The following is a 25,312-nucleotide window of genomic DNA, read 5'->3' as shown; positions in this document are numbered from 1 at the left end:
ATACGGGATGCATCGCACACACAGGGTCGTGGCGCTGACGCTGCTGCTGGCGCTTGCGCTTGCAGGCTGCCGCCGGGAGGCCGACGTCGCGGACGCCGGCACCGCAGACAGCCCTGCGGCTCCGGAGGCGGCGGTCGGGGGCACGGCCGCGGCGGAAGGCCCGGTCCGGCTGGAGGACGTGATGGAGAGCGATCCGCGCTACATCCTCGGGATCAGCTATCCGCCGGGCATGGAGCGCTACCCGGGGCTGGCCGCGGAGCTCAAGCGCTACGCCGATGCCGCGCGCGGCGACCTGATGGAGGCCGTCGAGGCCCACGACCCCGCCGCCGGCAGCGCAGGCATTCCCTATGACCTGACCCTTGCCTACGAAGTGCTGATGGACACGCCCACCGTGGTGGCCGTGCAGGCCTGGGGCACGCTCTACACCGGCGGGGCCCACGGCAATCCCCTGGTCGCGCGCTTCGTGTGGCTGCCGCAGCGCGACGAGATGCTGCGCGCCGAGGCGCTGCTCGCCGACCCGGGCGGCTGGGACGAAATCTCCGCCTTCGTGCGCGACTCCCTGCATGCGGCGCTGTCGCAGCGCCTGGACGCCGACGCCGTGGAGCCGGCCGACCGCGCGAAGCTCATGGGCAGCGGCAGCCGGATGATCGATGACGGCACCACCCCTGAACCCGGCAACTTCGCGCAGTTCGAACCGGTGCCGGGCGAAGGTGGGCGCCTGCGCGCGCTGCGCTTCGTGTTCCCGCCCTACCAGGTCGGCCCGTACTCGGACGGCATGCAGACGGTGGAAGTGCCGGCGTCCGTGCTCCTGCCGCACCTCGCCCCGGAGTACCGCGACCTCTTCGTCGCCGGCTGAGCCGCACCCTCCGCCCGCCGCCGCTGGCCTGCGCCCGCGGTGGGGGCTAGGATCCGCAGCGGGCCCTTCGGGAGCGTGCGATGCACCCGTTCAGGGATCGCGTCCACGGCCTGCTGGCGGCGGCCGACGTGCGGATCGACGGCGACAGGCCCTGGGACATGCTGGTCCACGATGCCAGGCTGCCGGCGCGACTGCTGGCGGGGGGATCGCTCGCGCTGGGCGATGCCTACATGGATGGCTGGTGGGACGCGCGCTCGCTCGACGGGTTGCTGGCGCGCCTGCTGGCCACGCGCGTCGACCGCCGCGTGCGCGGCGCGGCCGACCTGCGCGACGCGCTGGCCGCGCGGCTGCGGAACCTGCAGCTTGGGCGGCGCGCCTTCGCCGTCGGCGAGCGCCACTACGATCTCGGCAACGACCTCTACCAGGCCATGCTCGGCCGCCGCCTCGTGTACAGCTGCGGCTACTGGCACGACCGCGACGGCCGGCGTGCGGCCTCGCTCGACGTCGCCCAGGAAGCCAAGCTCGACCTGGCCTGCCGCAAGCTGGGCCTGCGCCCGGGCATGCGCCTGCTCGACATTGGCTGCGGCTGGGGCGAAATGCTGAAGTTCGCCGCCGAGCGCTATGGCATCGAGGGCGTCGGCGTGACCATCTCGCGCGAGCAGCAGGCCTTTGCCGCCGCCCTCTGCGAAGGCCTGCCGGTGGAATTCCGGCTGCAGGACTACCGCGGACTGCGCGGCGAACGCTTCGACCGGGTGCTGTCGATCGGCATGTTCGAGCATGTCGGCGTACGCAACTATCGCGGCTATTTCGACCTGGTGCGCTCGCTGCTGCCGCCGGACGGACTGTTCCTGCTGCATACCATCGGGAGCAACCTTTCGCGCCGGCGCACCGACCCGTGGATCGCGCGGCACATCTTCCCGAACTCGATGCTGCCGTCGGCGCGCCAGGTGGCGCAGGCCAGCGAGGGCCTGTTCGTGATCGAGGACTGGCACAACTTCGGGGCCGACTACGACCTGACGCTGCAGGCCTGGCGTGACAACGTCGAGGCGGCCTGGGAGCGGCTGCCGGCCCGCTACGACGAGCGCTTCCGGCGCATGTGGCGCTACTACCTCGCCGGTTCGATGGCCAGCTTCCGGACCCGGCGGATCCAGCTGTGGCAGCTGCTGCTGTCGCCGGAGGGCGTGCCCGGCGGCATCGTCGTGCCGCGCTGAAGGGGTGCCGGTCGGCGGAGCCCGGGCGATGGCAAGGATCGATGTCGCTCCGGCCGCTGTTGCCCGGCCGCTGGCGATCCGATCGATGCCGCTTCCATCGATGCCGCTTCCATCGATGCCGCTCCGGTCGATGCCGCTCCGGTCCCTGCAGGAGCAGCTACAGCTGCGACCGGTTGTTGCCGGCACGTCGGGTCGCAGCTGTAGCTGCTCCTACAGGAGGGTGGCGCGGAAGGGTGGCGCGCGGAAGGGTGGCGCGTGTGGAAAGCACTTCCCCCGCCGGAGCGGGGGAAGTGGGGGTCGCGTCAGTCCTGCTGGGTGGCTTGGGCCGGCGGGGCGCCGTCCTCGACCGCGCCGTCCAGGCCGCGCTTGACCAGCAGCGGGCGGATGTCCGGCTCCTTGCCCGAGAAGTCCTTGAACAGCTGCAGCGCGTCCTTGCTGCCGCCCTGCGACAGCAGCGTGGCGCGGAAGCGGTCGCCGTTGGCACGCGTCAGGCCGCCGTTCTCCTCGATCCAGGCCACGGTGTTGGCGTCCAGCACCTCGGACCAGATGTAGGCGTAGTAGCCGGCCGCGTAGCCGCCCATGATGTGGCTGAAGTAGGTGGTGCGGTAGCGCGGCGGCACCGCGGCGAAGTCCACGCCCGCGGCCTTGAGCGCGGCGGCCTCGGTGGCGAGGATCTCGCCGGCTTCCGGCAGCTGGTCGGCCGGCAGCTGGTGCAGGTACTGGTCGAGCATGGCCGCGCCCAGGTACTCGGTGGTCGCGAAACCCTGGTTGAACTTGGCGGTCGCGACCACCTTGTCCAGCAGCGCCTGCGGCATCGGCTCGCCGGTTTCGTGGTGCTTCGCGTAATTCGCCAGGATCGACGGCCAGTCGGCCCACATCTCGTTGACCTGCGAGGGGAACTCGACGAAGTCGCGCGGCACGCTGGTGCCGGAGAAGTAGGGGTACTTCACGTCCGAGAACATGCCGTGCAGGGCATGGCCGAACTCGTGGAACATCGTGGTGACCTCGTCCCAGGTCAGCAGCGTCGGCTTGCCGGCCTCGGGCTTGGGGATGTTCTGGTGGTTGGCCACCACCGGCTTCGTACCCTCGAGCTCCGACTGCGAGACGTAGGAGTTCATCCAGGCGCCGCCGCGCTTGGAGTCGCGCGCGTAGGGGTCGAAGATGAAGAAGGCGAGCTGGCTGCCGTCGGCGTTGGACACCTCGTACACCCAGGTGTCCTCGTGGTACTTCGGCAGGTCGTTGCGCGGCTTGAAGGTGATGCCGTAGAGCTGGGTGGCGGCGAAGAACACGCCGTTCTCCAGCACGTTCTTCATTTCCAGGTAGGGCTTCAGCTGCGACTCGTCGAAGTCGTACTCGGCCTTGCGCACCTTCTCGGTGTAGTAGGCCCAGTCCCAAGGCTCGAGCTGGAAGGTCGGCTCGCCCTTGGCCTTCTGCTCGGCGTCGATCATGGCCTGCAGCTTGCCGGCCTCGCGGCGGGCGTTGGCGACGGCGGCCGGGGCCAGCTGGCCGAGCATGGCGTTCACGGCTTCGGTGGTCTTGGCGGTTTCGCCGTCGAGCACGTAGTCGGCGTAGGTGTCGAAGCCCAGCATCTTCGCGCGCTCGGCGCGCAGCTCGAGCACGCGCGACACCAGCGCGGTGTTGTCCCACTGGTTGCCGCGCGCGCCGCGGACCACCGAGGCCTTGTGGATGCGCTCGCGCAGTTCGCGGTTGGCGAGCTGCGACAGCGGCGGCTGGCCGGTGGTGTTGAGCAGGGTGATGACGTACTTGCCCTCGTGGCCGCGAGCCTTGGCGGCGTTGGCGGCGGTCTGGATCTGCTCCGGGGTCAGGCCTTCGAGCTCGGCGGCGGTGTCGACCACCACGGCGGAATCGTTGACCTCGGCCAGCACGTTCTGGCTGAAGGTGGTGCCGAGCGTCGCCAGCTCGGAGTTGATCTCCTTCAGGCGCGCCTTCTGGCCCTCGTCGAGCGCGGCGCCGGCGCGGACCAGGTCCTTGTAGTACTCCTCGACCAGGCGCACGCCCTCGGCGTCCAGGCCCAGGCTGTCGCGCTTGTCATGCAGGGTCTTGATGCGCGCGAACAGCTTCGGGTCCAGCGCGATCGCGTCGCGGTGGGCCGCGAACTTCGCCGAGTAGTCGGCCTGCAGCTTCTTGCGGGTGTCGTTGGTGTCGGTGCCGACCAGGTTGAAGAACACGCGCATCGCGCGGCCCAGGGTCTCGCCGTTGGTCTCCAGGGCGAGGATGGTGTTCTCGAACGTCGGCGCTTCGGGGTTGTCGGCGATCGCGCGGACCTCGGCCAGCTGCTCGGCCATGCCGGCGTCGAAGGCCGGGGCGAAGTGCTCGTCCCTGATGCGGTCGAAGTGCGGGTACTGCAGCGGCAGGGTGCTTTCGGCCGCGAAGGGATTGCCCTTGAGGGCCTCGGCGCTGGCGGACATGGCGGACTCCGCGCTGCTGGTCTGGGCGAAGGCGGGCGACATGGCCGCGCCGGCGAGGGCGACGGCCAGGGCGAGGGACAGCGGATGCTTCATCAGGGAATTCCTTGCGGGGCTGAGTCCCCTAGGGTACCCCGGGCGGCCGCGGCGGCTCCCGTGACGAATGGCACGGTGCCGCTGCCGCCGTGGTCAGCGGACGATCGTGACCGGGATGTCCGTCTGGGCGATCACCTTGCTCGACACCGAGCCGAGCAGGATGCCCTTGACCGAGCCGCGGCCGTGGGAGCCCATCACCACGATGTCGACCCTGTTGCTGCCGGCGGCGGCGAGGATGGCCTCGGCCGGCTCGCCGACCACGGCCAGCTCGCGCACGTCGGCCTTGCTGCGGGCCAGCGCCTTGCGTGCGGGGGCCAGCATGCGCTCGTGGTTTTCGGCATGGATCCTGTCCATCGCATCCTTGCCGATCTTGCTGACCACGCCCGGGAAGGGAGCCGCGTCCACGGCCACCAGGAAGATCTTCGCGGGCTTGGCCAGGCTTTTCGCAAGCGCATTGGCGTGCTTCGCGGCGCGGACGCTGATATCGCTGCCGTCGACGGCGACCAGGATCTTCATGCGGGGTTTCCTCGGCTCGTGCGTGATGGGCGGGATTCTACGCGGTGGCGGGCGCCTGGGCACGGCGCCTGCCGGCTCACTTCTCGACGAAGGCGCGCTCGAACACGTAGTCGCCGATCGCGCCGATGCGCATCGAAGGCTTGAAGCCGCGGCCATCGAGCAGGGCGCGGAAGTCGGCGAGCATGGCCGGGCTGCCGCAGATCATCGCGCGGTCGCGCGCGGGATCGAGCGGATCCAGGCCCAGGTCGGCCATCATCTGCCCGGTGGCCATCAGGTCGGTCAGGCGCCCACGCTGCGGCCGGCCCTCGAACACGAAGTCCTCGCGGGTCACGGCCGGGTAGTACACCAGGCGCTCGCGCAGGATGTCGCCCAGCAGCTCGTGCTGGGGCAGCTCGCGGGTGATGTAGTCGCGGTAGCAGAGGTCGGCCTCGTGGCGCACGCCATGGCACAGCACCACGCGCTCGAAACGCTCGTAGGTCTCGGGATCCTTGATCACCGACATCCACGGCGCCAGGCCGGTGCCGGTGCCCAGGAGGTAGAGGTTGCGGCCGGGGTGCAGGTCGGTGATCAGGAGCGTCCCGGTGGGCTTGCGGCCGATCAGGATCTCGTCGCCGGGCCTGATGTGCTGCAGGCGCGAGGTCAGCGGGCCGTCCTGCACCTTGATGCTGAAGAACTCGAGCTGCTCTTCCCAGTTCGCGCTGGCGATCGAGTAGGCGCGCATCAGCGGCTTCGTGCCGCCGCCGGGCTGCTCGACCGGCAGGCCGATCATCACGAACTGGCCGTTGTCGAAACGGAAGCCGTCGTCGCGGGTGGTGGTGAAGCTGAAGTAGTCGTCCGTCCAGTGACGGACGTCCAGCACCGTCTCGGTGCCAAACGCGGAGGACATGCGGGACCATCTGAAGGGGAGGAAGCCCGCCCATTGTACGCCGCCCCCGCCTCCGCCCTGTAGGAGCAGCTACAGCTGCGACCCCGATCTGGCGACAGCGATACGGGTCGCAGCTGTAGCTGCTCCTACAGGGCGGGGGCGGGCAGGAGGGAGGGGCTGGCTCAGCGGTATCCGGCGGCCTGGAGCTCGAACAGCTCGGCGTAGCGGCCGCCGGCGGCCATCAGCTCGTCGTGGGTGCCGCTGGCCTCGATCCGGCCGTCGGCCATCACCAGGATGCGGTCGGCCATGCGCACGCTGGAGAAGCGGTGCGAGATCAGGATCGCGGTGCGGTTGTCGGACAGCTCGCGAAAGCGCTGGAACACCTCGTACTCGCTGCGCGCGTCGAGCGCGGCGGTGGGCTCGTCGAGGATCATGACCTGGGCGTCGCGCATGTAGGCCCGGGCGATGGCGATCTTCTGCCACTGGCCGCCGGACAGGTCCACGCCGGTCTTGAAGCGGCGGCCGATGACCTGGTCGTAGCCGAGCGGCAGGCCGGCGACGACCTCGTCGGCCATGGCGCGGCGGGCGGCGGCCTCGATCCGGTCGCGGTCGCCCATGGCGTCGATCTGGCCGACGCCGATGTTCTCGGCCGCGGTCATGTGGAAGCGCACGAAGTCCTGGAAGATCACGCCGATGTTGGCGCGCAGGTCGTCGAGGTCGTAGTCGCGCAGGTCGCGGCCGTCGAGCAGGATCCGGCCCTCGTCGGGGTCGTACAGGCGCGCCAGCAGCTTCACAAGCGTCGTCTTGCCGGCGCCGTTCTCGCCGACCAGGGCCAGCACCTCGCCCGCGCGCAGCTCCAGGTCGACGTGGCGCAGCGCCCAGCGGGCGGCGTCGGGATAGCGGAAGCCGACGTTCTCGAACACGAAGCCGGCGGTGATCGGGCGCGGGATGGCGGAGGCGCCGGGCTTCGAGACGATTTCCGGCTGGATCTCGAAGAAGGAGTACAGGTCGTCGAGGTACATGGCCTGGCCGGCCACCTGCGAGAAGCCCACCAGCAGGCCCTCCAGCAGCTGGCGCAGGCGCCGGAAGCTGCCGGCGAGGAAGGTCAGGTCGCCGATGGTGAAGTCGCCGCGCACCGTGCGCCAGGCGATGTAGGCATAGGCCACGTAGTAGCCCAGCGTGCCCAGCGCGGCCAGCAGCGTGCCCCAGAACGCACGCCGCCGCGCGAGCCTGCGGTTGGCGACCAGGAAGGCCTGCGACAGCGTGCGGAAGCGCTCCACCAGGAAGCGGTGCAGCCCGAAGATCTTCACTTCCTTGGCGGTGTCGACGCTGGCACCGGTCTGGCGGAGGTATTCCAGCTGCCGGCGCTCGGCTGTCCACTGGAAGTTGAGCGAATAGTTCAGCGCGTTGAAGTGCGATTCGCCGATGAACGCCGGGATCAGGGCCACCGCCAGCAGCAGGATCAGCCAGGGCGCGTAGACCAGGAGGCCGGCGGCGAAGCTGATGATGGTGACGATGTCCTGCACCTGGCCGAACAGCTGGCCCATCAGGCTCATGCGGCCCATGGTCTGCCGCCGCGCGCGGTCCAGCCGGTCCTGCAGCTCGGGGTCCTCGAAGTCCTCGAGGTCGAGCGTGGCCGCGTGCTCCATCAGGCGCACGCTGGCGGCGTTGGTGAACATCTCCGACAGCACCTGGTCGCAGTAGGACACCAGGCGGCCGAGCAGGTCGGACAGGATCGCCAGCCCGAACTCGGCGGCCAGCAGCAGGGCCAGGTGGTCGAGGACGCCGCTGCGCCAGGCCTCGGCGATGCCGCCGCCGATGGCGCCGGCCCCCACCAGGCCGATGGCCTCGTCGATGATCAGCTTGCCCAGGTAGAGCATCGCCACCGGCAGCAGCGCCCGCAGCAGGCGCAGCGTCATGGTGGCGAGGGTCAGCGGCCGGCTGGTGCGCCAGATCTCGCGCAGGAAGGGCGGCAGGTTGCGCAGGGCGTTGACGCGCTCGCGGAACGAGGGGCGTCCGGCCTGCGGATCGGGTGGGGGAGCGGTGCGGGCGGCGGCGCCGGGGGCTGGGGTCGACATCGGGGCATCATGCCGCGAGCGGCGTGAGCGTGGGAGTGAGGCGGAAGGCCACCTGGCCGCCGCGACCGGGCGTCGCGGGCAGCGGCCGCCACCGCGGTCGGCGGGACCTGCTCCCGCCGACCGTACGGACGATTACTCCAGGACCACGCGCACGTCGCCCGAGAACGTCTCGATCGCGATCGACGCATCGCCCTTGCCGTAACGGTGCTCGAGGCTTGCACCCGGCCCGTAGCGCTTGCGCACCACGTTGGCGCCGGGGGCGTCGATGTCGCCGCTGAAGGTCGAGGCCTCGACCCGCGCCGAGGCGCTGGCCGGAAGCGAAAGGCGGAGGTCGCCGCTGACCGATTCGAAGCTGAAGCGGCCGGCGTCGGCGATGCCGCTGCGCACGCTGGCGTCGCCCGACACCGTGCTCAGCTCCAGCCGCGACGGGCGTTCGCCGCGGGTGTCCACGTCGATGTTGCCCGACACCGTTTCCACCTCCACCGCGCCGGCGATGCGGCCGCGCAGCGAGACCTTGCCGCTCACGCTGTCGACCTCGACGTCGCGGCTGTTGAGGTTGAGCCTCAGGTCGCCGCTCACGCTCTCGATCCCGGCCTTGCGCGGCGCCCCCACGGCCACCACCGTGCCGCTGACGCTGTCGATGTCGAGCTCCTCGCCGGCGATGCCCTGCACGTCGACGCTGGCCGCGACCGAATCGACGTCGAGGCTGGCTTGGCGCGGGACTTCGAGCACCAGGACGGTCTCCTCGGTGTTGTGGCTGTTGCGCGGGTAGCGCACGCGCACTGCCAGCTTGCGTCCGCTGCCGTCGATCTCGAGGCGCTCGACGCCCTCGCCCAGGCTGCCGGTGATGCGGACCTCGTTGCGGTCCCAGGTGCGCACTTCGATGCTGCCCTTGAGGTTGGACACTTCGATCTCGCCGCGGGCATCCAGCGGGCGGGTCTCGTTGATGGGGGTGGCCGCGAAGGCGGGCAGGGCAAGGCCGCCGAGGACGAGGCCCGCGAGGGCGAGGCCGGAAAAGGATCGGGACATGGGAAGGCTCCTTGGTCAGGCCTGGCGCAGGCTGAGCGCCAGGCGGTGGGCGTAGATGCGCTGCAGCCGATGGAACAGGTGCAGCGCGTCGGGATCACGGGCGAGAGCGGCGCGGACTTCGGTTGCGCTGCGTTCGAGCTCGGCGTCGAGGGTGGTGACGACCCCGGCGTGGCTGGCGCCGGCCAGCGGGTTCGCGGCACCGGCGTCGACCTCGCGCAGCGCGCCCTGGTACTCGCGCGCCAGCGCATCGGCGGCGCGCAGCAGCGGGGCGTCGGCTTCGGCGACCGCGCCGGTGGCGACGATGGTGCCGGGGGGCGGAAGGGTCCCGGGTGCGTCCGCCGGCGGCCACAGCTGCCAGCCGATGCCCGCGGCGAGCACCACGGCGGCCGCCGCGGCATAGCCGGCGTTGCGGCGCCGGACGCCCGGGTGCCGGACGGCGCGCCGTGAGGCGCGGGGGGGTGGCGACACGGTCGTGGCCATGCCTGCAGCGGTAGCGCGCGGCTCCAGCCGGCCCGCGATCGCCGGCCACAGGTCGCTGCGCGGGGGAGTGTCGACCCGCAGCGCGCGCAGTCCGGACGCGAGCGTGTCGGGCAGGGGAGCGGGGTGGTCGTCGGGCCGGTCCGGGCCGATGTTCATGGCGTCTCTCCTAGGCGCGCGCGGAGCAGGCCGCGCGCGCGGTGCAGCTGGGACTTGGAACTGCCGGTGGCCATGTCGAGGGCCGCGCCGATCTCGCCGTGGGTCCAGCCTTCGACGTCGTGCAGCACCAGCACCGCGCGGGCGCGCGGCGGCAGGGTGGCGACGGCGCGCTCGAGGTCGATGGCCAGCGCGGCGGCGTGTCCCGGGGAGTCCAGGGTCGGCAGGGCGTCGAGCGCGTCATCGTCGTCGCCGTCGAGGACCGGCCGGACGCGGCGGGCGCGCAGGTCCATCAGCGCGACGTTCACCGCCAGCCGGTGCAACCAGGTGCCGAAGGCGGCCTCGCCGCGCCAGCCCGGCAGGGCCTCCCAGGCCCGCAGGAAGGCCTCCTGCACCAGGTCCTCGGCCCGGGCGCGCTGCCAGCCGGCCAGGCGCAGCACCACGCCGTGGACGCGCGCGCTGTGGCGGCGGTACAGCGCCTCGAAGGCCTCCGTGTCGCCGGCCGCCGCGGCCAGCGCCAGGGCGTGGTCGCCGTCCCCGGCGTCGGCGGCCTGGGCTTGCGGGCTGTCGGTCATGGCGGCATCGAGCATATCGGGTCGGATGCACCGTCGCGGCGAAGGGTTCAAGCCGCGCGTGCGGACGGGCTTAAAATGGGCGTTCCAAGCCCGCCATCCGAGCCCGCCGTGACCGAGATCCGCCAGGAAGACTTCATCCAGAGCGTCGCCGACGCCCTCCAGTACATCAGCTACTACCACCCGGTGGACTACATCCGGAACCTGGCGGCGGCGTACGAGCGCGAGGAGTCCCCGGCGGCCAAGGACGCGATGGCGCAGATCCTGATCAATTCGCGCATGTGCGCCGAGGGCCACCGCCCGATCTGCCAGGACACCGGCATCGTCACCGTCTTCCTCGAGATCGGCATGGACGTGCGCTGGCCCGACGCCACCATGGGCGTCGAGGACATGGCCAACGAGGGCGTGCGCCGCGCCTACAACCTGCCCGAGAACAAGCTGCGCGCCAGCGTGCTGGCCGATCCGGCCGGCAAGCGCCGCAACACCGGCGACAACACGCCCGCCATCGTCAACTTCAAGGTGGTCCCGGGCGGCAAGGTCGACGTGATCGTGGCCGCCAAGGGCGGTGGTTCAGAGGCGAAATCGAAGTTCGCCATGCTCAACCCGTCGGATTCGATCGTCGACTGGGTGCTGAGGACCGTGCCGACCATGGGTGCCGGCTGGTGCCCGCCGGGCATGCTCGGCATCGGCATCGGCGGCACCGCCGAGAAGGCGATGCTGCTGGCCAAGGAAGCGCTGATGGAGCCGATCGACATCGTCGACCTCAAGGCGCGAGGCCCGGCCAACCGCCTGGAGGAGATGCGCCTGGAGATCTTCGACGGCGTCAACGCGCTGGGCATCGGCGCCCAGGGCCTGGGCGGCCTGACCACCGTGCTCGACATCAAGATCAAGGACTACCCGACGCACGCGGCGAACCTGCCGGTGGCGATGATCCCCAACTGCGCGGCCACCCGCCACGCGCACTTCACCCTCGACGGCAGCGGCCCGGTGATGCTGGATCCGCCTTCGCTGGAGGACTGGCCGCAGATCACGTACGACGCCTCGAAGGGCCGCCGCGTCGACCTCGACACGGTGACGCGCGAGGACGTCGCGACCTGGCAGCCGGGTGAGACCCTTCTGCTCAACGGCCGCCTCCTGACCGGCCGCGACGCCGCGCACAAGCGCATGGTCGACATGTTGAACAAGGGCGAGGCGCTGCCGGTCGACCTGGCGGGCCGCTTCATCTACTACGTCGGCCCGGTCGATCCGGTGGCCGGCGAGGTGGTGGGCCCGGCCGGCCCGACCACGGCCACGCGCATGGACAAGTTCACCGACCAGATCCTGTCCCAGACCGGCCTGCTGGGCATGGTCGGCAAGGCCGAGCGCGGCCCGGCGGCGATCGAGGCGATCCGGAAGCACGGTTCGGCCTACCTGATGGCGGTGGGCGGCTCGGCCTACCTGGTGTCGAAGGCGATCAGGGCGGCGAAGGTGGTCGCGTTCGAGGACCTCGGCATGGAGGCGATCTACGAGTTCACCGTGCAGGACATGCCGGTGACGGTGGCGGTCGATTCGACGGGCGTCTCCGTGCACGAGACCGGGCCGCGCGAGTGGCAGTCCCGGATCGGGAAGATTCCGCTGCAGGTGATCGAAACCGCCTGATCACAGCCGCCTCCGTAGGAGCAGCTACAGCTGCGACCGGATCGGCCTGACGAACTTCTCCGCAAGCTTCTCGCGTAGAGGCCGGTTCTCCCACATCTCGTGGGAGTACTGGACCGCGTGTTGCAGGTCGCGCTCGAACACTTCGGTCATGCGCGCCGCGAAGCCGCGGTCGTAGACATTGAGGCTGGCCTCGTCGTTGAGGCGGAACGAGCGGATGTCGAAGTTGGTGGAGCCCAGCGACACCAGCTCGCCGTCCACGACCAGCAGCTTCACGTGCAGCATCGTCGGCTGGTATTCGTGGATCTCGATGCCGGCCTCGAGCAGTTCGCCCCAGCTGGCCTTGGACGACAGCCGCACCGTCTCCGAGTCGATGTGCTTGCCGGGCAGGAGCACGCGCACGCGCACGCCGCGCTTCCGCGCCGCCACCAGGGCGGTCATGATCAGCTCGTCCGGGACGAAGTAGGACGCGGTGAGGTCGATCGTGTGCTCGGCCGCGGCGATCGCCGACAGATACATCAGGTGCATGCTCTCGCTGCCGCCGGCGGGCGAGGCGATGAAGAGATGGGCATCCATGTCGCCGACGCGCTCGAGCGGCGGGAAATAGTCCGGTCCGTTGAGCAGGGTCCCGGTGGTCTTGATCCAGTTGTCGTTGAACGCCGACTGCATCTGCGCCACGGCCGGCCCCTCGATGCGGAAGTGCGCCTCGCGCCAGTGGTCGGGATCCTGGGCGTGCCCGGTCCACTGGTCGGCGATGCCGACGCCTCCGGTGAAACCGACCTTGCCGTCGATGACCAGCAGCTTGCGGTGGGTGCGGTTGTTCATGCGGCCGAGGTTGTACCAGTGCAGCGGACGGTAGCGCTCGACCTCGACGCCCGCGTCCTGCATCGACTGCAGCATCTCCTCGTCCATCTTGATGCTGCCCACCCAGTCCACCAGCAGGTGCACCCTGACCCCGGCGCGCGCGCGCTCGGACAGCGCGAGCTCGAACTTCCTGCCGATGTCGCCGGACCAGTAGATGTAGGTCTCGAAGGTGATGGTCTTCTGCGCCGAAGCGATGGCGCCCAGCATCGCGGGGAAGATCTCGTCGCCGTTCTCGTAATCGATGACATGGTTCCCGGGCAGGATGGCCGGGCCCAGCAGCACCGACATCTCGCGCCGGAACTGCGGGTCGGCGATCGCGTGCCGATGCTCGATCTTGCGTTCGATCTTCTTCTCCGGCGTGGAGAAGTTCATCGCCAGCACCACGGCGAGCACCGTGATCGCGGCGGTCAGGACGATCGTCCAGGCCATGTGCTTGCGGCTCCAGGTTCTGAGGCTCATCGGCTTCCTCGGCGATGGACGCCGGAGCCGCACTGTGCCCCGGCCGCATTCAGCGGCGCGTGAAACCCCCGTTGCCGCGGCTCAGAACCAGTCCAGCACCGAAATGCCCAGGCCGACGTAGGTGGCCCTGTGGTCGTAGTCGAGCATGCTCTCGCCGTAGCCGCTGAAGAGCTGCAGATGGCCGTGCAGGTGGCTGCTGATCGGGAAACCCCAGTCGAACTGCAGCGCGCCGCGGGAGCGGTCGCCGCCGCGCAGCGAGTGCCGCGCCATCAGCGAGAAGACCTGGTCGCCGCGCGTGTGCACGACGGTCACGTCGCCGCGGCCCATGTAGTCCTCGATGCCGGGATTGTCGTCGTCGCTGCCGTCGCCGATGCGGATCCATGGCCGGAAGGTCACCGCCCAGTCCTCGCGGTCGAGGCCGACGTTGAACATGATCCGGTTCCAGCTGCGCGACATCGGGTCGCCGCGGCCGTTGGACTGGTGGTTGATGCCCACCGCGGCCATGCGGCCCTTCCAGCCGCCGATCGAATAGTTGTTGCGGAAGACCAGCAGGACTTCCGGCTCGTAGTTGGTTTCCCGGAACGGCCGCGAGTTGTCGGTGTTGTAGACCTGCCAGCGCGAGCTCTGGGTGTAGCCCATCCAGATGTCGCCGTTGTCGCCGAACAGGTTCTCCACCGCCTTGGTCTTGAAGCTGATCTGGAACTTGGTCTCGATGCTGTCGGTGCCGTCCATCTCCAGCGGTTGCCCGTCGAGGGACGAGGTCGGGCGGCGGTTGGGATCGCTGCTCCAGAACGCCGGCAGCAGGTACACCGGCTTGTAGGCCCGCATGTTGAAGGTGCCCAGCTTGGAATCGGCCGCCAGTTCCCAGCGGCTGTCGAGCAGCGAACCGCGGCCGGCGTTGGCGAGCGCGCGCCGCGGGTCGGCGTCGTGCGGGAACATGTCGCTGCTGGTGTCCGCTGCCCGCACCGGTGCGTCGGGGACCACCGCGGCGGCCGCGGCTGCCGCCGCGTCGGCTTCCTGCGGGCTCGGAGCCACGCGCCGCGCGACGGCGTCGTAGCAGGCCAGGCGCTCGGCGGCGGTTTCGATGGCGACGCAGGCCTCGAGCGCCGTGGGCGCTGTGGCCGCGGGCGTTTGCGCGGGGGCCGTGACCGGGAGCACGCAGGCCAGCAGCAGGGGTGCGGAGTGGCGTCGTTCCATGGCGTCGGGTTCCGGAGGCGTCGGCGCGGAAGTGTATCGTCCCGCCCGCCCGGCCGCGGCCCGGCGATCGCCGCGGCGGATCAGAACACCCAGGCCAGCACGAACAGGCCCACCATCGTGAACGCGAGCGCCAGCTTGAGGACGGTGCCGAACACCACCCCGAGCCAGGTGCCGAAGCCGACCCGCGTGGCCTGGCCGACGTCGCGCCCATGCAGCAGTTCGCCCGCGAGGGCGCCGATGAATGGCCCCGCGAACAGGCCGATGGGGCCGAAAAAGATGCCCACGAACGTGCCGATGACCGCGCCCGCGACCGCCTTGCCGCTGGCGCCTACCCGCTTTGCGCCCAGCGCCGTGGCCCAGAAATCCACCACCAGCGAAAACGCCGTCAGGACACCCAGCACCACCAGCGTGGGAACGCCGATATAGGCGAAGTCGCCGGCCCATGCGCCCAGCAGCATGCCGGCAAACACCAGCGGCAGGCCGGGCAGCGCCGGCAGGATAGTGCCGGCGATGCCGACCAGCACCAGGATCACCGCGATGGCGTAGTAGAGGGTCTGCAGGTCCATGGGCGCAGTCTGCCAAAGAAGGACGGCCCGCGTGGCGGGCCGTCAAAGGGAGAGAGAATGGATCGTTGGGGATTAGCGGACGAAGGCGCGCCCGTTTGCGACGTTGACGTACGAACCTTCGCGGATGCCGCCCAGATCGTTCTGGGTGACCACCGTCATACGGCCGTTGTCCAGCCGGACGTGGATGTCGTAGACCGACTGGCCCTGCACGCGGTTCTGGATGGCGTTGCCGGCGACGGCGCCGCCGACCGCACCCGCCACGGTGGCGGTGTTGGTGCGGCCATCGCTGTCCGTATTGCGTTCCGCGATCTCGCGCGCGGCCACGGCACCGACGATGCCGCCGAGCACGGCGCCGGTGGCGTTGGGCGTATTGGACGCACGTGCGCGGTGGTCGATGCGGGTGACCACGCCGCAGGTGTCGCAGCGGGCGGACGTGCCATAGCTACCGGCGCCGTAGCCGCCGCTGGAATACCCGGGGGACGTGCTTGCGCAGCCCACCAGGGTGGCTGCGGCGATGATCGCGCTGGCGCTGATCAGTCTGGCCTTCATCGGGGGAGACTCCTGCATGGCATCCGGGGAGATGCCTCGCAGCCGACGTTAGTCAGGCGGCCGTGAACGGCCAATCAATCGGGGCGGCCGTCGCGGCCGGCCGGCGTCCGCGTGCAGGCGTCGTTCATCCTGCGCGCGCCGGGCCGGCGCGCGGAGGGTCCGCGGGTCAGCCGCGGAAGTCGGTGTGGCAGGCCTTGCAGTCGCTGCCGATGGCTTCGAGCGTGCTCTTGAGGCCGGCGCAGTTCATCGGCGGTGATGCCAGCGCGTCGTCCAGCGTCGCGCGGAAGCTGCCGGTGTGGCCGGCGAAGCGGGTGTTGTCGCGCAGGTCGGGGAAGGCCGGGTCGAGGTCGTTGCCCAGGGTGCGCAGCGCCTGCAGGTGCGGCAGCACGTCGGTGGCCGCGCAGCGGTTGGCCTCGAGCTTCTGGCGCAGCTGCGCGGAATGCGCCGACATCAGCTGCATCGCCGCGGTGGGGTAGTGGTCCTGCCAGGTCTTCCGGCCCTCGAGGGCGCGCAGCAGCATGACCACCGCGATGATGCCGAGCACCAGGCCGAGGAGGAACAGGAACAGGTAGCGTCCGGCCGCCGACGGCGCCTTGCGCGGCGGGCGGGGCCTGGTGGGATCGACCGGCGTGGCTTGCGGCTGGGGCGTCGACATGCGCTGCTTCCTGTGGTGCAGATGACGGAAGCGGGATTGTATGCGGGCGCACCGGTAAAATGCGCCGATGGACGCAGACTGGAACGAGCGGTTCGCCGGCATCGACCGCCTCTATGGCCGCGGCGCGGTCGAGCGCTTCGCCGCCTGCCATGTCGCCGTGGTCGGCCTCGGCGGCGTCGGCTCCTGGGTGGCGGAAGCGCTTGCGCGCAGCGGCGTGGGCACGCTGACGCTGATCGACGCCGACGATCTCTGCGTCTCCAACACCAACCGGCAGCTGCCGGCGCTGGCGGGCCAGTACGGCCGCGCCAAGGTCAGCGCCATGGCCGAGCGCTGCCGCGCGATCAATCCGTCGATGGTGGTCCATGAAGTGCCGAGCTTCCTGACGCCCTCCAACCTCGCGGAGCTGCTCGACCGGGGCCATGACCTCGTGGTCGACGCCTGCGACAGCTTTCGCAGCAAGGTCGAGATGATCGCGTGGTGCCGGCGCCGCAAGCTGCCGCTGGTGGCGGTGGGCTCGGCCGGCGGCCGGGTCGATCCGACCCTCGTGCGTATCCGCGACCTGTCGAGGACCGAGCACGACGCGATGCTCGCGCTGGTGCGCAAGAAGCTGCGCGCGGAGTTCAACTTCCCCAAGGGCCCGAAGCGCTACTTCGGCATCCCGGCGGTGTATTCGCTGGAGAATGTGCGCTACCCGCAGGCGGACGGCAGCGTGTGCGGCCTGCGGCCACAGGTCGGCGGCGAGGACGGTTTCAAGCTCGACTGCGGCGGCGGCCTGGGGGCGGCCACCCATATCACCGGCGCATTCGCGTTCGCGGCGGCGGGCAAGGCACTGGAGATGCTGCTGGCACGCGCGCAGCCGCGGGACGCCGCGCCGACCGGCACCCGCGTTGACGCGGACGCATAGACCTCAGCCTGGCAGGTCGAACAGGCGGCGCGCGTTGGCCGTGGTCGCCGCCGCCACGTCCTCCGGCGCCACGTCCCGCAGGCCGGCGATGGTGTCGCAGACCATGCGCAATCTCGCCGGCTCGTTGCGCTGGCCGCGATGGCCGGCGTCGGGCTGGTCGGGGGCGTCGGTCTCGAGCAGGAGGAACTCCAGCGGCATGTCCGCGGCCAGCGTGCGCAGCCGGTTCGCGCGCGCGTAGGTCACCGGTCCGCCCAGCCCGAGCATGAAGCCGAGTTCCCAGAGCTTCTCCGCCTGCTGCCGGCTGCCCGAAAAGCTGTGCACGACGCCGCGCAGGCCACCGATGCGGCGGATGGCGGCGGTGACCTGGTCGACCGCGCGGCGCGCGTGCACGATCACCGGCAGCCCGGCGTCGCGCGCGATGGCGAGCTGGCCCTCGAAGAAGCGCGATTGCGCATCCGCGTCCAGGTCCTCGACGAAGAAGTCGAGTCCGCATTCCCCCACGGCGACCGGGCGCTCGCGTTCGATCCACTCCTCGAGCAGGGCCAGGTGCGACTCGCGGTGGTGGCGCAGGAAGGTGGGATGCAGGCCGTAGGCGGGATGCAGCCCGGGGTCGAGCGCAGCGGCCTCGCGCAGTGCCGGCCATTCGTCGGCGTGGGTGGCGGGAAGCACCTGCATCGCGACGCCCGCGGCGCGTGCCCGGGCGACCACGTCGGCGCGGTCGGGGGCGAATTCGTCGGCGTCGAGGTGGCAGTGCGTATCGACCAGCATGGCGTTCAGCCGCGGCGCGCCTCGCCGTCGATGACGCGGCCGCCGGCCGGCGGCGCCGGCTTGCGCTTGCGACGCGAGATGAGCAGGGCGCCCATGCCCAGCAGCAGTTCGTCGACGAAGGGCAGGGGATCGGGCAGGACCACGCTGATGGCGAACAGCACGACGGCCAGCGTGAACAGCTTCGGGTAGCTGAGCCGGCCCAGCCAGACCAGCAAGGGGGCGAGGATGGGATTGGCCACGGTGGTTCTCCGGCAGAGCGCGTTCATCCGCACGCTAGCACGGGCCCGATGGCGGCAGGGTTCACGGTCCGTGCAGTCCGGGGCCCTCCAATCGGCACCCGTTCAGCCGGGAAGTGTTCGAATCCACCCGTCCCCCACCCGTGGACCGTGCAAGCGCCGGTTTCGCCCCCGAGGAGCCTTCCATGAAAAACAACACGCTCGCCATCGCCCTTGCCTCGCTGCTCGTCGGCGGCGTCGCGGTCGCCGCCTTCCAGGGCAATCGCGACGACGGCCCGCGCGCCGACGTCGCCTCGCTTGCCGCCGATGATGCCCGCGTGGGCGACGCCTTCGGCGACGCCAGTGCCCTTCCCGCCGAGGGCCGCCTGGAGTACGCCCGGGTGCTCGCCATCGAGCCCGTTACCGAGCGCGAGCCGCAGTACGCCACGGTCATCGGTTCCGAGGCCATCCGCGAAACCAGCACCACCAGCTCGCCGCGCGAGGTCTGCGAGGACGTCGTGGTGCAGGAGCGCCTGCCCGAGCGTGACGGGCTGACCGGCGGCACCGTCGCCGGCGCCGTGATCGGCGGCCTGGTCGGCAACCAGGTCGGCAGCGGCAACGGCCGCAAGCTGGCCACCGTGGCCGGCGCCGTTGGTGGCGGCTTTGCGGGCCGCGAGGTCGACCGGCGCCACGTCGGCGGCCGCGTGGTCGAACGCGTCGACCGCCAGTGCCGCACCGTGCACGACAGTTCCCAGTCCTCGCGCGTGGTCGCGTACAACGTGACCTACCGCAACCCTGACGGCACCACCGGCAGCATGCGCACCGACAGCAAGCCGGCCAACCGCATCGCCCTTGGCGACACCGAGGTCACCGTCGGCTACGACGTGACCTACGAGTACGACGGCGTCGAGCGCATCATCCGCATGGACGAGCGCCCCGGCGACCGGCTGCCGGTGATCGACGGCCAAGTGGTGACCCAGGTCGCCGCCGTGGAGGGCGGCGCCACGCGGGGCTGAGTCCCGCCGCCAGCCGTACCTCCGGCATGGCCGCGCTCCTCCGGGGCGCGGCCATTTCATTGGCGTGCCGCGCGGCTACAATGCGAGGTTTCCGCCCACCGGTAACGCTTCCATGGCCCTGAACCCCTACGACCTCTACGACGTCCGCTCCCTGCTCAGCGAGGAGGAGCGCGCCGTCCAGGACACCGTGGCCCGGTTCACTGACGAGCGCGTGCTGCCGATCATCGGCGAGTGCTTCGACGAAGGCCGCTTCCCGACCGAGCTGATCCCGGAGATCGCCGGCCTCGGCCTGCTCGGCGCGACGCTTCCGGCCGAGTACGGTGGCTCGGAGCTCAACTACGTCAGCTACGGCCTGATCTGCCAGGAGCTCGAGCGCGGCGACTCCGGCCTGCGCAGCTTCGCCAGCGTGCAGTCCTCGCTGTGCATGTACCCGATCTTCGCCTACGGCAGCGAGGAGCAGAAGAAGCGCTGGCTGCCGGACATGGCCGCGGGCAAGGTGATCGGCTGCTTCGGCCTGACCGAGCCGCACGGCGGTTCCGACCCGGCCAACATGAAGACCCATGCCAAGCGCGACGGCGACGACTGGATCCTCAACGGTTCCAAGATGTGGATCACCAACGGCAACCTGGCCGACATCGCCATCGTCTGGGCGCAGACCGACGACGGCATCCAGGGCTTCGTGGTGGAGAAGGACTTCGCCGGCTTCAAGGCCCAGCTGGTCAAGCACAAGATGAGCCTGCGGGCCTCGGTGACCAGCGCGCTATTCTTCGACGGCGTGCGCGTGCCGGAGGCCAACCGCCTGCCGAACGTGAAGGGGCTGAAGGGCCCGCTGGGCTGCCTGACGCAGGCCCGCTACGGCATCACCTGGGGCCCGATCGGCGCGGCGATCGCCTGCCTGGACGAGGCGCTGGAGTATTCCAAGGAGCGCATCCTGTTCAACCGCCCGGTGGCCGCGACCCAGAGCGCGCAGATCAAGATGGCCGACTGGGCGCGCCGCATCACGTCCGCGCAGCTGCTGAGCCTGCAGCTCGGCCGCTTGAAGGACGCCGGCAGGATGCAGCCGACCCAGGTGTCGCTGGCGAAGTGGAACAACTGCCGCATGGCCATCGACATCGCGCGCGAGGCGCGCGACCTGCTGGGCGGCGCCGGCATCACCACCGAGCATTCGCCGATCCGCCACGCGCTCAACCTCGAATCGGTGATCACCTACGAGGGCACCGAGACCGTGCACCAGCTGGTGGTGGGCCGCGAACTGACCGGCATCAACGCCTTCGGCGGCTGAGCGCCCATCCGGCCGCGCACCGGCGCGGCCCGTATTGCTGCCGGAGCGCCACATGTCCCTGGCCGACCTCAGGATCGAAACCGAACGCCTGGTCCTGCGCCTGCCGCAGGCCGGGGACTTCGAGCGCTACGCCGAACTGCAGGCCGACGAAGAGGCGGCGCGCTGGATCGGCGGCCACCTGCCGCGCGCCGCGGCCTGGCGCAAGTTCCTGCAGCAGCCGGGCGCCTGGATGATCCAGGGCTTCGGCATGTTCTCGATCATCGACCGTGACAGCGGCCTCTGGCTGGGGCAAGGCGGGCCCTGGAAGCCGGACGGGTGGCCGGGCAACGAGATCGGCTACATGCTCCACCGCGATGCCTGGGGCAAGGGCTACGCCACCGAAGCACTGCCGGCGACCATCGACTGGGCGCTGGCCAACCTCGGCTGGGACGACTTCATCCACTGCATCGCACCGGAGAACGAGGCCTCGAAGCAGGTGGCGCGGCGCCTTGGCTCGACCCTGCTCGGGCCCGGCAAGCTGCCGCCGCCGCACGAGGACGCCGCCTGCGAGATGTGGGGCCAGACCCGCAGGCAGTGGCTCGCGCGCCGACAAGGCTTGCCCGCATGACCGCTGCAGAGACATCAGGCTTCGTGCCCGAGCATTCCCAGACCCCCGAAGTCGCCGCGCTGCCGGCGACGCCCTGACCACGGAACCCGTATCGCCATGCCGCAGGCCGTTTCCAACCCCATCCCCGCCCGCATGCGCGGCCTCAACCGCGCCGAGATCTGCGACGTCAACTTCAGCGAGTTCGTGCGCGGCTGGGAAGGCCGCGCCGGGCAGGCGCCCGGTGATGACGAAGCCGTCCTCTCCGGCAGCGCGCTCGACGCCCGCGGTTTCCGCGAGCTGTTCGAATCGCAGCTGATCAGCCGCCACCTCGACCTGATGGCGCGCGTGCTGCGGGTGCAGAACAAGGTTTTCTACACCATCGGTTCCAGCGGCCACGAAGGCAATGCCATGGTCGCGCGCGCGACGCGCCACACCGATCCGGCGTTCCTGCACTACCGCTCCGGCGGCTTCATGGCCGAGCGCTTCCGCAAGCTGCCGGGCATGGATCCGGTGATGGATTCAGCGCTGTCGTTCGCGGCCTCGAAGGAGGATCCCGCGTCCGGCGGCCGCCACAAGGTGTGGGGCAGCAAGCCGCTGTGGGTGCTGCCGCAGACCTCCACCATCGCCTCGCACCTGCCCAAGGCCTTCGGCACGGCGGTGGCGATCGAGCAGGCGCGACGCATCGGCCATGCGCTGCCGATCCCGGCCGACAGCATCGCCATCTGCTCCTTCGGCGATGCGTCCAGCAACCACGCCACCGCGCAGACCGCGTTCAACGTCGCGGCGTGGACCGCGTACCAGAAGCTGCCGGCGCCGGTGCTGTTCGTGTGCGAAGACAACGGCATCGGCATCTCGGTGAAGACGCCCGACGGCTGGATCGCGCGCAACTTCAGCCAGCGCCCGGACCTGGACTACTTCGCAGCCGACGGCCTCGACCTCGCCTCGGGCTACGGTGACGTGCAGAAGGCGGTCGAGCACTGCCGCCGCACCCGTCGCCCGACCTTCCTGCACCTGCGCACCACCCGGATCATGGGTCACGCCGGCACCGACTTCGAGATCGAATGGCGTTCGATCGAGGAGCTGTGCGCGGTCGAGGCCACCGACCCGCTGCTGCGCTCGGCCGCGATCGCGCTGGAATCGGGGCTGATGTCGAAGGACGATGTCCTCGACCTGTACGAAGCCACGCGCGCGAAGTGCTTCGCCGCCGCCGAGGACGCCGACCGCCGGCCGCGCCTGGACTCGCTGGAGGACGTGATGGCACCGCTGGCGCCGTACACGCCGGACGCGGTGGCCGCCGAAGCCGCGCGCGCCGACTATGGCGACCGCCGCCTCGAGGTCTTCGGCGGCGAAGCGAAGCTGCCCGAGCACCAGCCGCCCAAGCACCTCGCCATCCAGATCAACCAGGCGCTGCACGACCTGTTCGCGAAGTACCCCGAGACCCTGCTGTTCGGCGAGGACGTGGCGCAGAAGGGCGGCGTCTACACCGTCACCAAGGGCCTGCAGAAGGCCTTCGGCCCGCGTCGCGTGTTCAACACCCTGCTCGACGAGACCGTGATCCTCGGGCTGGCGCAGGGCTACGCGAACATGGGCCTGCTGCCCATGCCCGAGATCCAGTACCTGGCGTACTTCCACAACGCCTGCGACCAGATCCGCGGCGAAGCGGCGTCCCTGCAGTTCTTCAGCAACGGCCAGTACCGCAACCCGATGGTGATGCGCATTGCCTCGCTGGGCTACCAGCGCGGCTTCGGTGGGCATTTCCACAACGACAACTCGATCACCGCGCTGCGCGACATCCCGGGCCTGGTGGTCGGCTGCCCGAGCCGCGGCGACGACGCGGTCACCATGCTGCGCACGCTGATGGCGCTGGCGAAGGTCGACGGCCGCGTCTGCGCCTTCCTCGAGCCGATCGCGCTGTACATGGCCAAGGACCTGCACGAGGCCGGCGACGGCGGCTGGCTGACGGAGTTCCCGGCGCCGGGCGAGGCGATGCCGCTGGGCGAGGGCCGGGTCTACGGCGACGGCGCCGACGACCTGGTGGTCTTCACCTTCGGCAACGGCGTGCCGATGAGCCTGCGCGCGGCGCGCGCGATCGAGGCGAAGCACGGCTGGAAGGTACGCGTGGTTGACCTGCGCTGGCTGGCCCCGCTCAACGAAGGCTTCATCCGCGAACAGGCGGCGGGTGCGAAGCGCATCCTCGTCGTCGACGAAGGACGTCGCAGCGCCGGCGTGGGCGAGGGCATCATCACCGCGCTGGTGGAGGGCGGCCTGGCCGACATCCCGCTGCAGCGCGTGGTGGGCGCGGACACCTTCACCCCGCTCGCGGGTGCCGCCTTCCTGGTGATCCCGTCCGAAGAGCAGATCGTCGCCGCCGCGGACCGGCTGGCGGGCTGACCGCGAGGTTCATCGCGATCCCCTGCCTCGCGCCGGCCACGCGCAGGCCGGCGCGGGCTGGCAACCCGTAGGAGCAGCTACAGCTGCGACCTGTGTCTCGACGGCGTCAGTGTCTCCACGCCGTCGGCTGACCGTGGCCGCCGGTCGCAGCTATAGCTGCCTACAGGGAGGGGCGTATCAGGGGGCGAGTGTCAGGGGGCGACGACCCGTACCTCCACGCGACGGTTGGGCGCCAGGCAGTCGATCAGCGCCTGGCCGCGCTCGCCTTCGCAGGTAGCGACCGGCTCGACGCTGCCGCGGCCCACGGCGGTGACCTTGTCCTCCGGCACGCCGGCGGCGACCAGGTGGTCACGCACCGCGGCCGCGCGCTTGCGCGACAGCTCGACGTTGGCCGCGTCCCGGCCGATGCGGTCGCTGTGGCCGATCACGTGGACCATGTCGATCCCCGGTGTCGCCAGCACGCGCGCGGCCAGCGCGTCCAGTTCGGCGCGACCGGCGTCGCTCAGGTTCGCCACGCTGGCCTTGCCGAACGCGAACAGCGCATCGCCCGAGAGCGTGTGCTCGAACGAGGCCGGCGCGGGCGGCGCGGGATCAGGTGCGGGTGCGGGCGCCGGCGTGGTGGAGCAGGCGGTGGCGAGGCAGGCGGTGGCGAATGCCGCCAGCAGCGGCTTCGTGCATCGATGCATGGATGGTCCCCTTGGTGTGCAGCTGCGCCAGGCACCATGCCTGGCGTCCCTCCGGATCCCCTGTGCCCGAGCATAGCCCGCACGCGTGACGCTTCTGCAACCTGGGTCGCGTTTCCAGGAACTGCGGGATCAGCGGGCGAGGCCGTCCCGCAGCGGCAGTGGCACCAGCGGCATCCCGTCAACGGCAAGCCCCGGGGCGTCCGCGGGCCGTTGCAGCGGCAGCACGGCCAGCACCAGCGCCGCATGCCCGTCCGCCTCCCCGGCGGCGGCTGCCGCGGAGGCCACGGTGCCGATCGCGCGCTCGCCTTCCATCACCTGGGCCTCGACGGCGGGCGCGGAGTCGGCGGCGAACAGCCCGAGCCCGCGCTTCGCCTGCCCGAGGAAGTGCGTGCGCGCGACGATCTCCTGGCCCGGGTAGCAACCCTTGCGCACGCTGTAGGCATGCAGGCGGTCGAGCGACAGCTGCTGCGGTGTCCAGGCCTCCAGGCCATCGGGTCCCGGGCGCGGCAGGCCATGCACCAGGTCGAAGGCGCGCCAGCGGGCGAGGGCGGCGCTGTCCGCCGGCGCGGAGCAGCCGGGGCAGATGCGCAGCGTCCGCGGGCTCGTGCCGTCGCCGAGGTCGAGTTCGACGCGTCCCCCGGCATCGGTCGCCGCCATCGCGCCGGACGCCGCGCCGGGGGCGGTGAACGAGCCGCACAGCGACAGCTCCCCAGGCACCCGCAGCTTCACCTTGCTGCGGAACACGAAGCGCTCCATCGCCGCCTTCAGCGCGCCGGCATCGCCGTCGGGCAGCAGCAGCCAGATGCTCTCCGGGCCCGTGCGCAGCAGTGCGAACAGCGCCTGCACGCGGCCCTTGGGCGACAGCCAGCCGCTCCACTGCCACTGGCCGTCGGCGAGGGATGCGACGTCGCTCATGCACTGCGCCTGCGCGAACGCGATCGCGTCGCGCCCCTCGAGGGCGAGCAGGGCGTGGTCGGAAAGGGCGAAAAATGGCGCCTTGGCGGCGGCTGGCTTGTCCAAACTGTGCTCCGGGACGTAAACTTCGGCTCGTGCCAGACCCCGCAATCATAGGCGAAACGCCGCCTGAGGCCGCCCCGGACACAGCATCGGGCGGGACGAAGGCCACCCCTGCGACGCCGCCCGCGGCGCCCGAGCACGGTGGACGCGAAGGTCTGGATCCGACGCGCTACGGGGACTGGGAAAAGAACGGACGCTGCATCGATTTCTGATGCCGCGGGCCGCAGGACGCGGCCGACG

The 25,312-nt window shown here is 70.7% G+C and carries 25 protein-coding genes; 9 read left to right on the top strand and 16 right to left on the bottom strand.

What is annotated here, in order from left to right; all coding sequences use genetic code 11:
* The first annotated feature begins 7 nt into the window (after nt 1-7).
* Complete coding sequence (locus H9645_RS10095; protein WP_191729577.1) at nt 8-856, top strand: DUF3298 and DUF4163 domain-containing protein; 849 nt, start codon at nt 8-10, stop codon at nt 854-856.
* An 80-nt stretch (nt 857-936) separates the two neighbouring features.
* A complete protein-coding gene (gene cfa / locus H9645_RS10090; RefSeq protein ID WP_191729576.1) occupies nt 937-2,067 on the top strand; it encodes a cyclopropane fatty acyl phospholipid synthase in 1,131 nt (376 codons plus the stop codon).
* 302 nt (nt 2,068-2,369) lie between these two features.
* Here cfa and H9645_RS10085 read toward each other — a convergent pair whose 3' ends face one another.
* From H9645_RS10085 to H9645_RS10055, 7 genes are all read right to left on the bottom strand, one after another.
* Nucleotides 2,370-4,589: a M3 family metallopeptidase gene (locus H9645_RS10085; protein ID WP_191729575.1), complete on the bottom strand. Its 2,220-nt coding sequence runs from the start codon at nt 4,587-4,589 to the stop codon at nt 2,370-2,372.
* A 93-nt stretch (nt 4,590-4,682) separates the two neighbouring features.
* Entirely contained in the window at nt 4,683-5,105 is a 423-nt protein-coding gene (locus H9645_RS10080) for a universal stress protein (RefSeq protein ID WP_191729574.1), read from the bottom strand.
* A 76-nt stretch (nt 5,106-5,181) separates the two neighbouring features.
* Nucleotides 5,182-5,991, bottom strand: a complete 810-nt coding sequence (locus tag H9645_RS10075) for a ferredoxin--NADP reductase (RefSeq protein WP_191729573.1) — start codon at nt 5,989-5,991, stop codon at nt 5,182-5,184.
* Between the two features lie 161 nt (nt 5,992-6,152).
* Entirely contained in the window at nt 6,153-8,048 is a 1,896-nt protein-coding gene (locus tag H9645_RS10070) for an ABC transporter ATP-binding protein (RefSeq protein WP_191729572.1), read from the bottom strand.
* Between the two features lie 132 nt (nt 8,049-8,180).
* The gene (locus H9645_RS10065; RefSeq protein ID WP_191729571.1) at nt 8,181-9,077 is read right to left on the bottom strand and encodes a DUF4097 family beta strand repeat-containing protein; all 897 of its coding nucleotides are present in this window, start codon (nt 9,075-9,077) and stop codon (nt 8,181-8,183) included.
* Between the two features lie 15 nt (nt 9,078-9,092).
* Nucleotides 9,093-9,713: a hypothetical protein gene (locus H9645_RS10060; RefSeq protein WP_191729570.1), complete on the bottom strand. Its 621-nt coding sequence runs from the start codon at nt 9,711-9,713 to the stop codon at nt 9,093-9,095.
* Entirely contained in the window at nt 9,710-10,300 is a 591-nt protein-coding gene (locus tag H9645_RS10055) for an RNA polymerase sigma factor (protein WP_191729569.1), read from the bottom strand. The genes H9645_RS10060 and H9645_RS10055 overlap by 4 nt, the downstream gene beginning before the upstream one ends.
* 93 nt (nt 10,301-10,393) lie before the next feature.
* On the opposite strand from H9645_RS10055, the gene H9645_RS10050 reads away from it, so the two are divergent.
* Nucleotides 10,394-11,920: a fumarate hydratase gene (locus tag H9645_RS10050; RefSeq protein ID WP_191729568.1), complete on the top strand. Its 1,527-nt coding sequence runs from the start codon at nt 10,394-10,396 to the stop codon at nt 11,918-11,920.
* A 24-nt stretch (nt 11,921-11,944) separates the two neighbouring features.
* Here H9645_RS10050 and H9645_RS10045 read toward each other — a convergent pair whose 3' ends face one another.
* From H9645_RS10045 to H9645_RS10025, 5 genes are all read right to left on the bottom strand, one after another.
* A complete protein-coding gene (locus H9645_RS10045) occupies nt 11,945-13,210 on the bottom strand; it encodes a phospholipase D-like domain-containing protein (protein WP_191729659.1) in 1,266 nt (421 codons plus the stop codon).
* A gap of 111 nt (nt 13,211-13,321) precedes the next feature.
* Nucleotides 13,322-14,437 (bottom strand): phospholipase A, encoded by a 1,116-nt coding sequence (locus H9645_RS10040; protein ID WP_191729567.1) that lies wholly within the window; start codon nt 14,435-14,437, stop codon nt 13,322-13,324.
* An 80-nt stretch (nt 14,438-14,517) separates the two neighbouring features.
* The gene (locus H9645_RS10035; RefSeq protein WP_191729566.1) at nt 14,518-15,003 is read right to left on the bottom strand and encodes a DUF456 domain-containing protein; all 486 of its coding nucleotides are present in this window, start codon (nt 15,001-15,003) and stop codon (nt 14,518-14,520) included.
* A gap of 72 nt (nt 15,004-15,075) precedes the next feature.
* Nucleotides 15,076-15,552, bottom strand: coding sequence for a glycine zipper 2TM domain-containing protein (locus tag H9645_RS10030; protein WP_191729565.1), 477 nt, complete (start codon nt 15,550-15,552; stop codon nt 15,076-15,078).
* A 166-nt stretch (nt 15,553-15,718) separates the two neighbouring features.
* Nucleotides 15,719-16,207, bottom strand: coding sequence for a hypothetical protein (locus H9645_RS10025; protein WP_191729564.1), 489 nt, complete (start codon nt 16,205-16,207; stop codon nt 15,719-15,721).
* Between the two features lie 67 nt (nt 16,208-16,274).
* On the opposite strand from H9645_RS10025, the gene H9645_RS10020 reads away from it, so the two are divergent.
* The gene (locus H9645_RS10020; RefSeq protein ID WP_191729563.1) at nt 16,275-17,111 is read left to right on the top strand and encodes a tRNA threonylcarbamoyladenosine dehydratase; all 837 of its coding nucleotides are present in this window, start codon (nt 16,275-16,277) and stop codon (nt 17,109-17,111) included.
* 3 nt (nt 17,112-17,114) lie between these two features.
* Here the strand turns inward: H9645_RS10020 and H9645_RS10015 are convergent, their stop codons facing one another.
* Entirely contained in the window at nt 17,115-17,879 is a 765-nt protein-coding gene (locus tag H9645_RS10015) for a TatD family hydrolase (RefSeq protein WP_191729562.1), read from the bottom strand.
* A 5-nt stretch (nt 17,880-17,884) separates the two neighbouring features.
* Nucleotides 17,885-18,118: a DUF6116 family protein gene (locus H9645_RS10010; protein ID WP_191729561.1), complete on the bottom strand. Its 234-nt coding sequence runs from the start codon at nt 18,116-18,118 to the stop codon at nt 17,885-17,887.
* A 182-nt stretch (nt 18,119-18,300) separates the two neighbouring features.
* Here H9645_RS10010 and H9645_RS10005 point away from each other — a divergent pair, with 182 nt between their 5' ends.
* From H9645_RS10005 to H9645_RS09990, 4 genes are all read left to right on the top strand, one after another.
* Complete coding sequence (locus tag H9645_RS10005) at nt 18,301-19,110, top strand: glycine zipper 2TM domain-containing protein (RefSeq protein WP_191729560.1); 810 nt, start codon at nt 18,301-18,303, stop codon at nt 19,108-19,110.
* Between the two features lie 112 nt (nt 19,111-19,222).
* Nucleotides 19,223-20,392, top strand: a complete 1,170-nt coding sequence (locus tag H9645_RS10000; RefSeq protein WP_191729559.1) for an acyl-CoA dehydrogenase family protein — start codon at nt 19,223-19,225, stop codon at nt 20,390-20,392.
* A gap of 52 nt (nt 20,393-20,444) precedes the next feature.
* Entirely contained in the window at nt 20,445-20,999 is a 555-nt protein-coding gene (locus H9645_RS09995; RefSeq protein WP_191729558.1) for a GNAT family N-acetyltransferase, read from the top strand.
* 96 nt (nt 21,000-21,095) lie between these two features.
* A complete protein-coding gene (locus H9645_RS09990; protein ID WP_191729557.1) occupies nt 21,096-23,369 on the top strand; it encodes a thiamine pyrophosphate-dependent enzyme in 2,274 nt (757 codons plus the stop codon).
* A gap of 191 nt (nt 23,370-23,560) precedes the next feature.
* Here H9645_RS09990 and H9645_RS09985 read toward each other — a convergent pair whose 3' ends face one another.
* On the bottom strand, nt 23,561-24,055 hold the full coding sequence (locus H9645_RS09985) for an OmpA family protein (protein ID WP_191729556.1): 495 nt from the start codon (nt 24,053-24,055) through the stop codon (nt 23,561-23,563).
* 129 nt (nt 24,056-24,184) lie between these two features.
* Nucleotides 24,185-25,075 (bottom strand): CAF17-like 4Fe-4S cluster assembly/insertion protein YgfZ, encoded by an 891-nt coding sequence (gene ygfZ, locus H9645_RS09980; RefSeq protein ID WP_225218170.1) that lies wholly within the window; start codon nt 25,073-25,075, stop codon nt 24,185-24,187.
* Here ygfZ and H9645_RS09975 point away from each other — a divergent pair.
* Nucleotides 25,045-25,284 (top strand): DUF1674 domain-containing protein, encoded by a 240-nt coding sequence (locus H9645_RS09975; protein WP_191729555.1) that lies wholly within the window; start codon nt 25,045-25,047, stop codon nt 25,282-25,284. The two genes, ygfZ and H9645_RS09975, sit on opposite strands and share 31 nt — an antisense overlap.
* Nucleotides 25,285-25,312 lie beyond the last annotated feature (28 nt).

It is taken from the genome of Luteimonas colneyensis (assembly GCF_014836665.1).
In the GTDB taxonomy this organism is placed as follows: Bacteria; Pseudomonadota; Gammaproteobacteria; order Xanthomonadales; family Xanthomonadaceae; genus Luteimonas; species Luteimonas colneyensis.
The sequence above is the reverse complement of the archived record's forward strand: the minus strand, read 5'-3'. Positions and strand labels throughout refer to the sequence as shown.

Coding starts and splice junctions, on each gene's coding strand:
- H9645_RS10020 (WP_191729563.1), top strand. CDS start 16,275: ATGGACGCAGACTGGAACGAGCGGTTCGCCGGCATCGACCGCCTCTAT.
- H9645_RS10095 (WP_191729577.1), top strand. CDS start 8: ATGCATCGCACACACAGGGTCGTGGCGCTGACGCTGCTGCTGGCGCTT.
- H9645_RS10060 (WP_191729570.1), bottom strand. CDS start 9,713: ATGAACATCGGCCCGGACCGGCCCGACGACCACCCCGCTCCCCTGCCC.
- H9645_RS10030 (WP_191729565.1), bottom strand. CDS start 15,552: ATGAAGGCCAGACTGATCAGCGCCAGCGCGATCATCGCCGCAGCCACC.
- H9645_RS09975 (WP_191729555.1), top strand. CDS start 25,045: ATGGCGCCTTGGCGGCGGCTGGCTTGTCCAAACTGTGCTCCGGGACGT.
- H9645_RS10085 (WP_191729575.1), bottom strand. CDS start 4,589: ATGAAGCATCCGCTGTCCCTCGCCCTGGCCGTCGCCCTCGCCGGCGCG.
- cfa (WP_191729576.1), top strand. CDS start 937: ATGCACCCGTTCAGGGATCGCGTCCACGGCCTGCTGGCGGCGGCCGAC.
- H9645_RS10080 (WP_191729574.1), bottom strand. CDS start 5,105: ATGAAGATCCTGGTCGCCGTCGACGGCAGCGATATCAGCGTCCGCGCC.
- H9645_RS10035 (WP_191729566.1), bottom strand. CDS start 15,003: ATGGACCTGCAGACCCTCTACTACGCCATCGCGGTGATCCTGGTGCTG.
- H9645_RS10075 (WP_191729573.1), bottom strand. CDS start 5,991: ATGTCCTCCGCGTTTGGCACCGAGACGGTGCTGGACGTCCGTCACTGG.
- H9645_RS10065 (WP_191729571.1), bottom strand. CDS start 9,077: ATGTCCCGATCCTTTTCCGGCCTCGCCCTCGCGGGCCTCGTCCTCGGC.
- H9645_RS09990 (WP_191729557.1), top strand. CDS start 21,096: ATGCCGCAGGCCGTTTCCAACCCCATCCCCGCCCGCATGCGCGGCCTC.
- H9645_RS10045 (WP_191729659.1), bottom strand. CDS start 13,210: ATGGCCTGGACGATCGTCCTGACCGCCGCGATCACGGTGCTCGCCGTG.
- H9645_RS10070 (WP_191729572.1), bottom strand. CDS start 8,048: ATGTCGACCCCAGCCCCCGGCGCCGCCGCCCGCACCGCTCCCCCACCC.
- H9645_RS10055 (WP_191729569.1), bottom strand. CDS start 10,300: ATGCTCGATGCCGCCATGACCGACAGCCCGCAAGCCCAGGCCGCCGAC.
- H9645_RS09985 (WP_191729556.1), bottom strand. CDS start 24,055: ATGCATCGATGCACGAAGCCGCTGCTGGCGGCATTCGCCACCGCCTGC.
- H9645_RS10015 (WP_191729562.1), bottom strand. CDS start 17,879: ATGCTGGTCGATACGCACTGCCACCTCGACGCCGACGAATTCGCCCCC.
- H9645_RS09995 (WP_191729558.1), top strand. CDS start 20,445: ATGTCCCTGGCCGACCTCAGGATCGAAACCGAACGCCTGGTCCTGCGC.
- H9645_RS10025 (WP_191729564.1), bottom strand. CDS start 16,207: ATGTCGACGCCCCAGCCGCAAGCCACGCCGGTCGATCCCACCAGGCCC.
- H9645_RS10005 (WP_191729560.1), top strand. CDS start 18,301: ATGAAAAACAACACGCTCGCCATCGCCCTTGCCTCGCTGCTCGTCGGC.
- H9645_RS10000 (WP_191729559.1), top strand. CDS start 19,223: ATGGCCCTGAACCCCTACGACCTCTACGACGTCCGCTCCCTGCTCAGC.
- H9645_RS10040 (WP_191729567.1), bottom strand. CDS start 14,437: ATGGAACGACGCCACTCCGCACCCCTGCTGCTGGCCTGCGTGCTCCCG.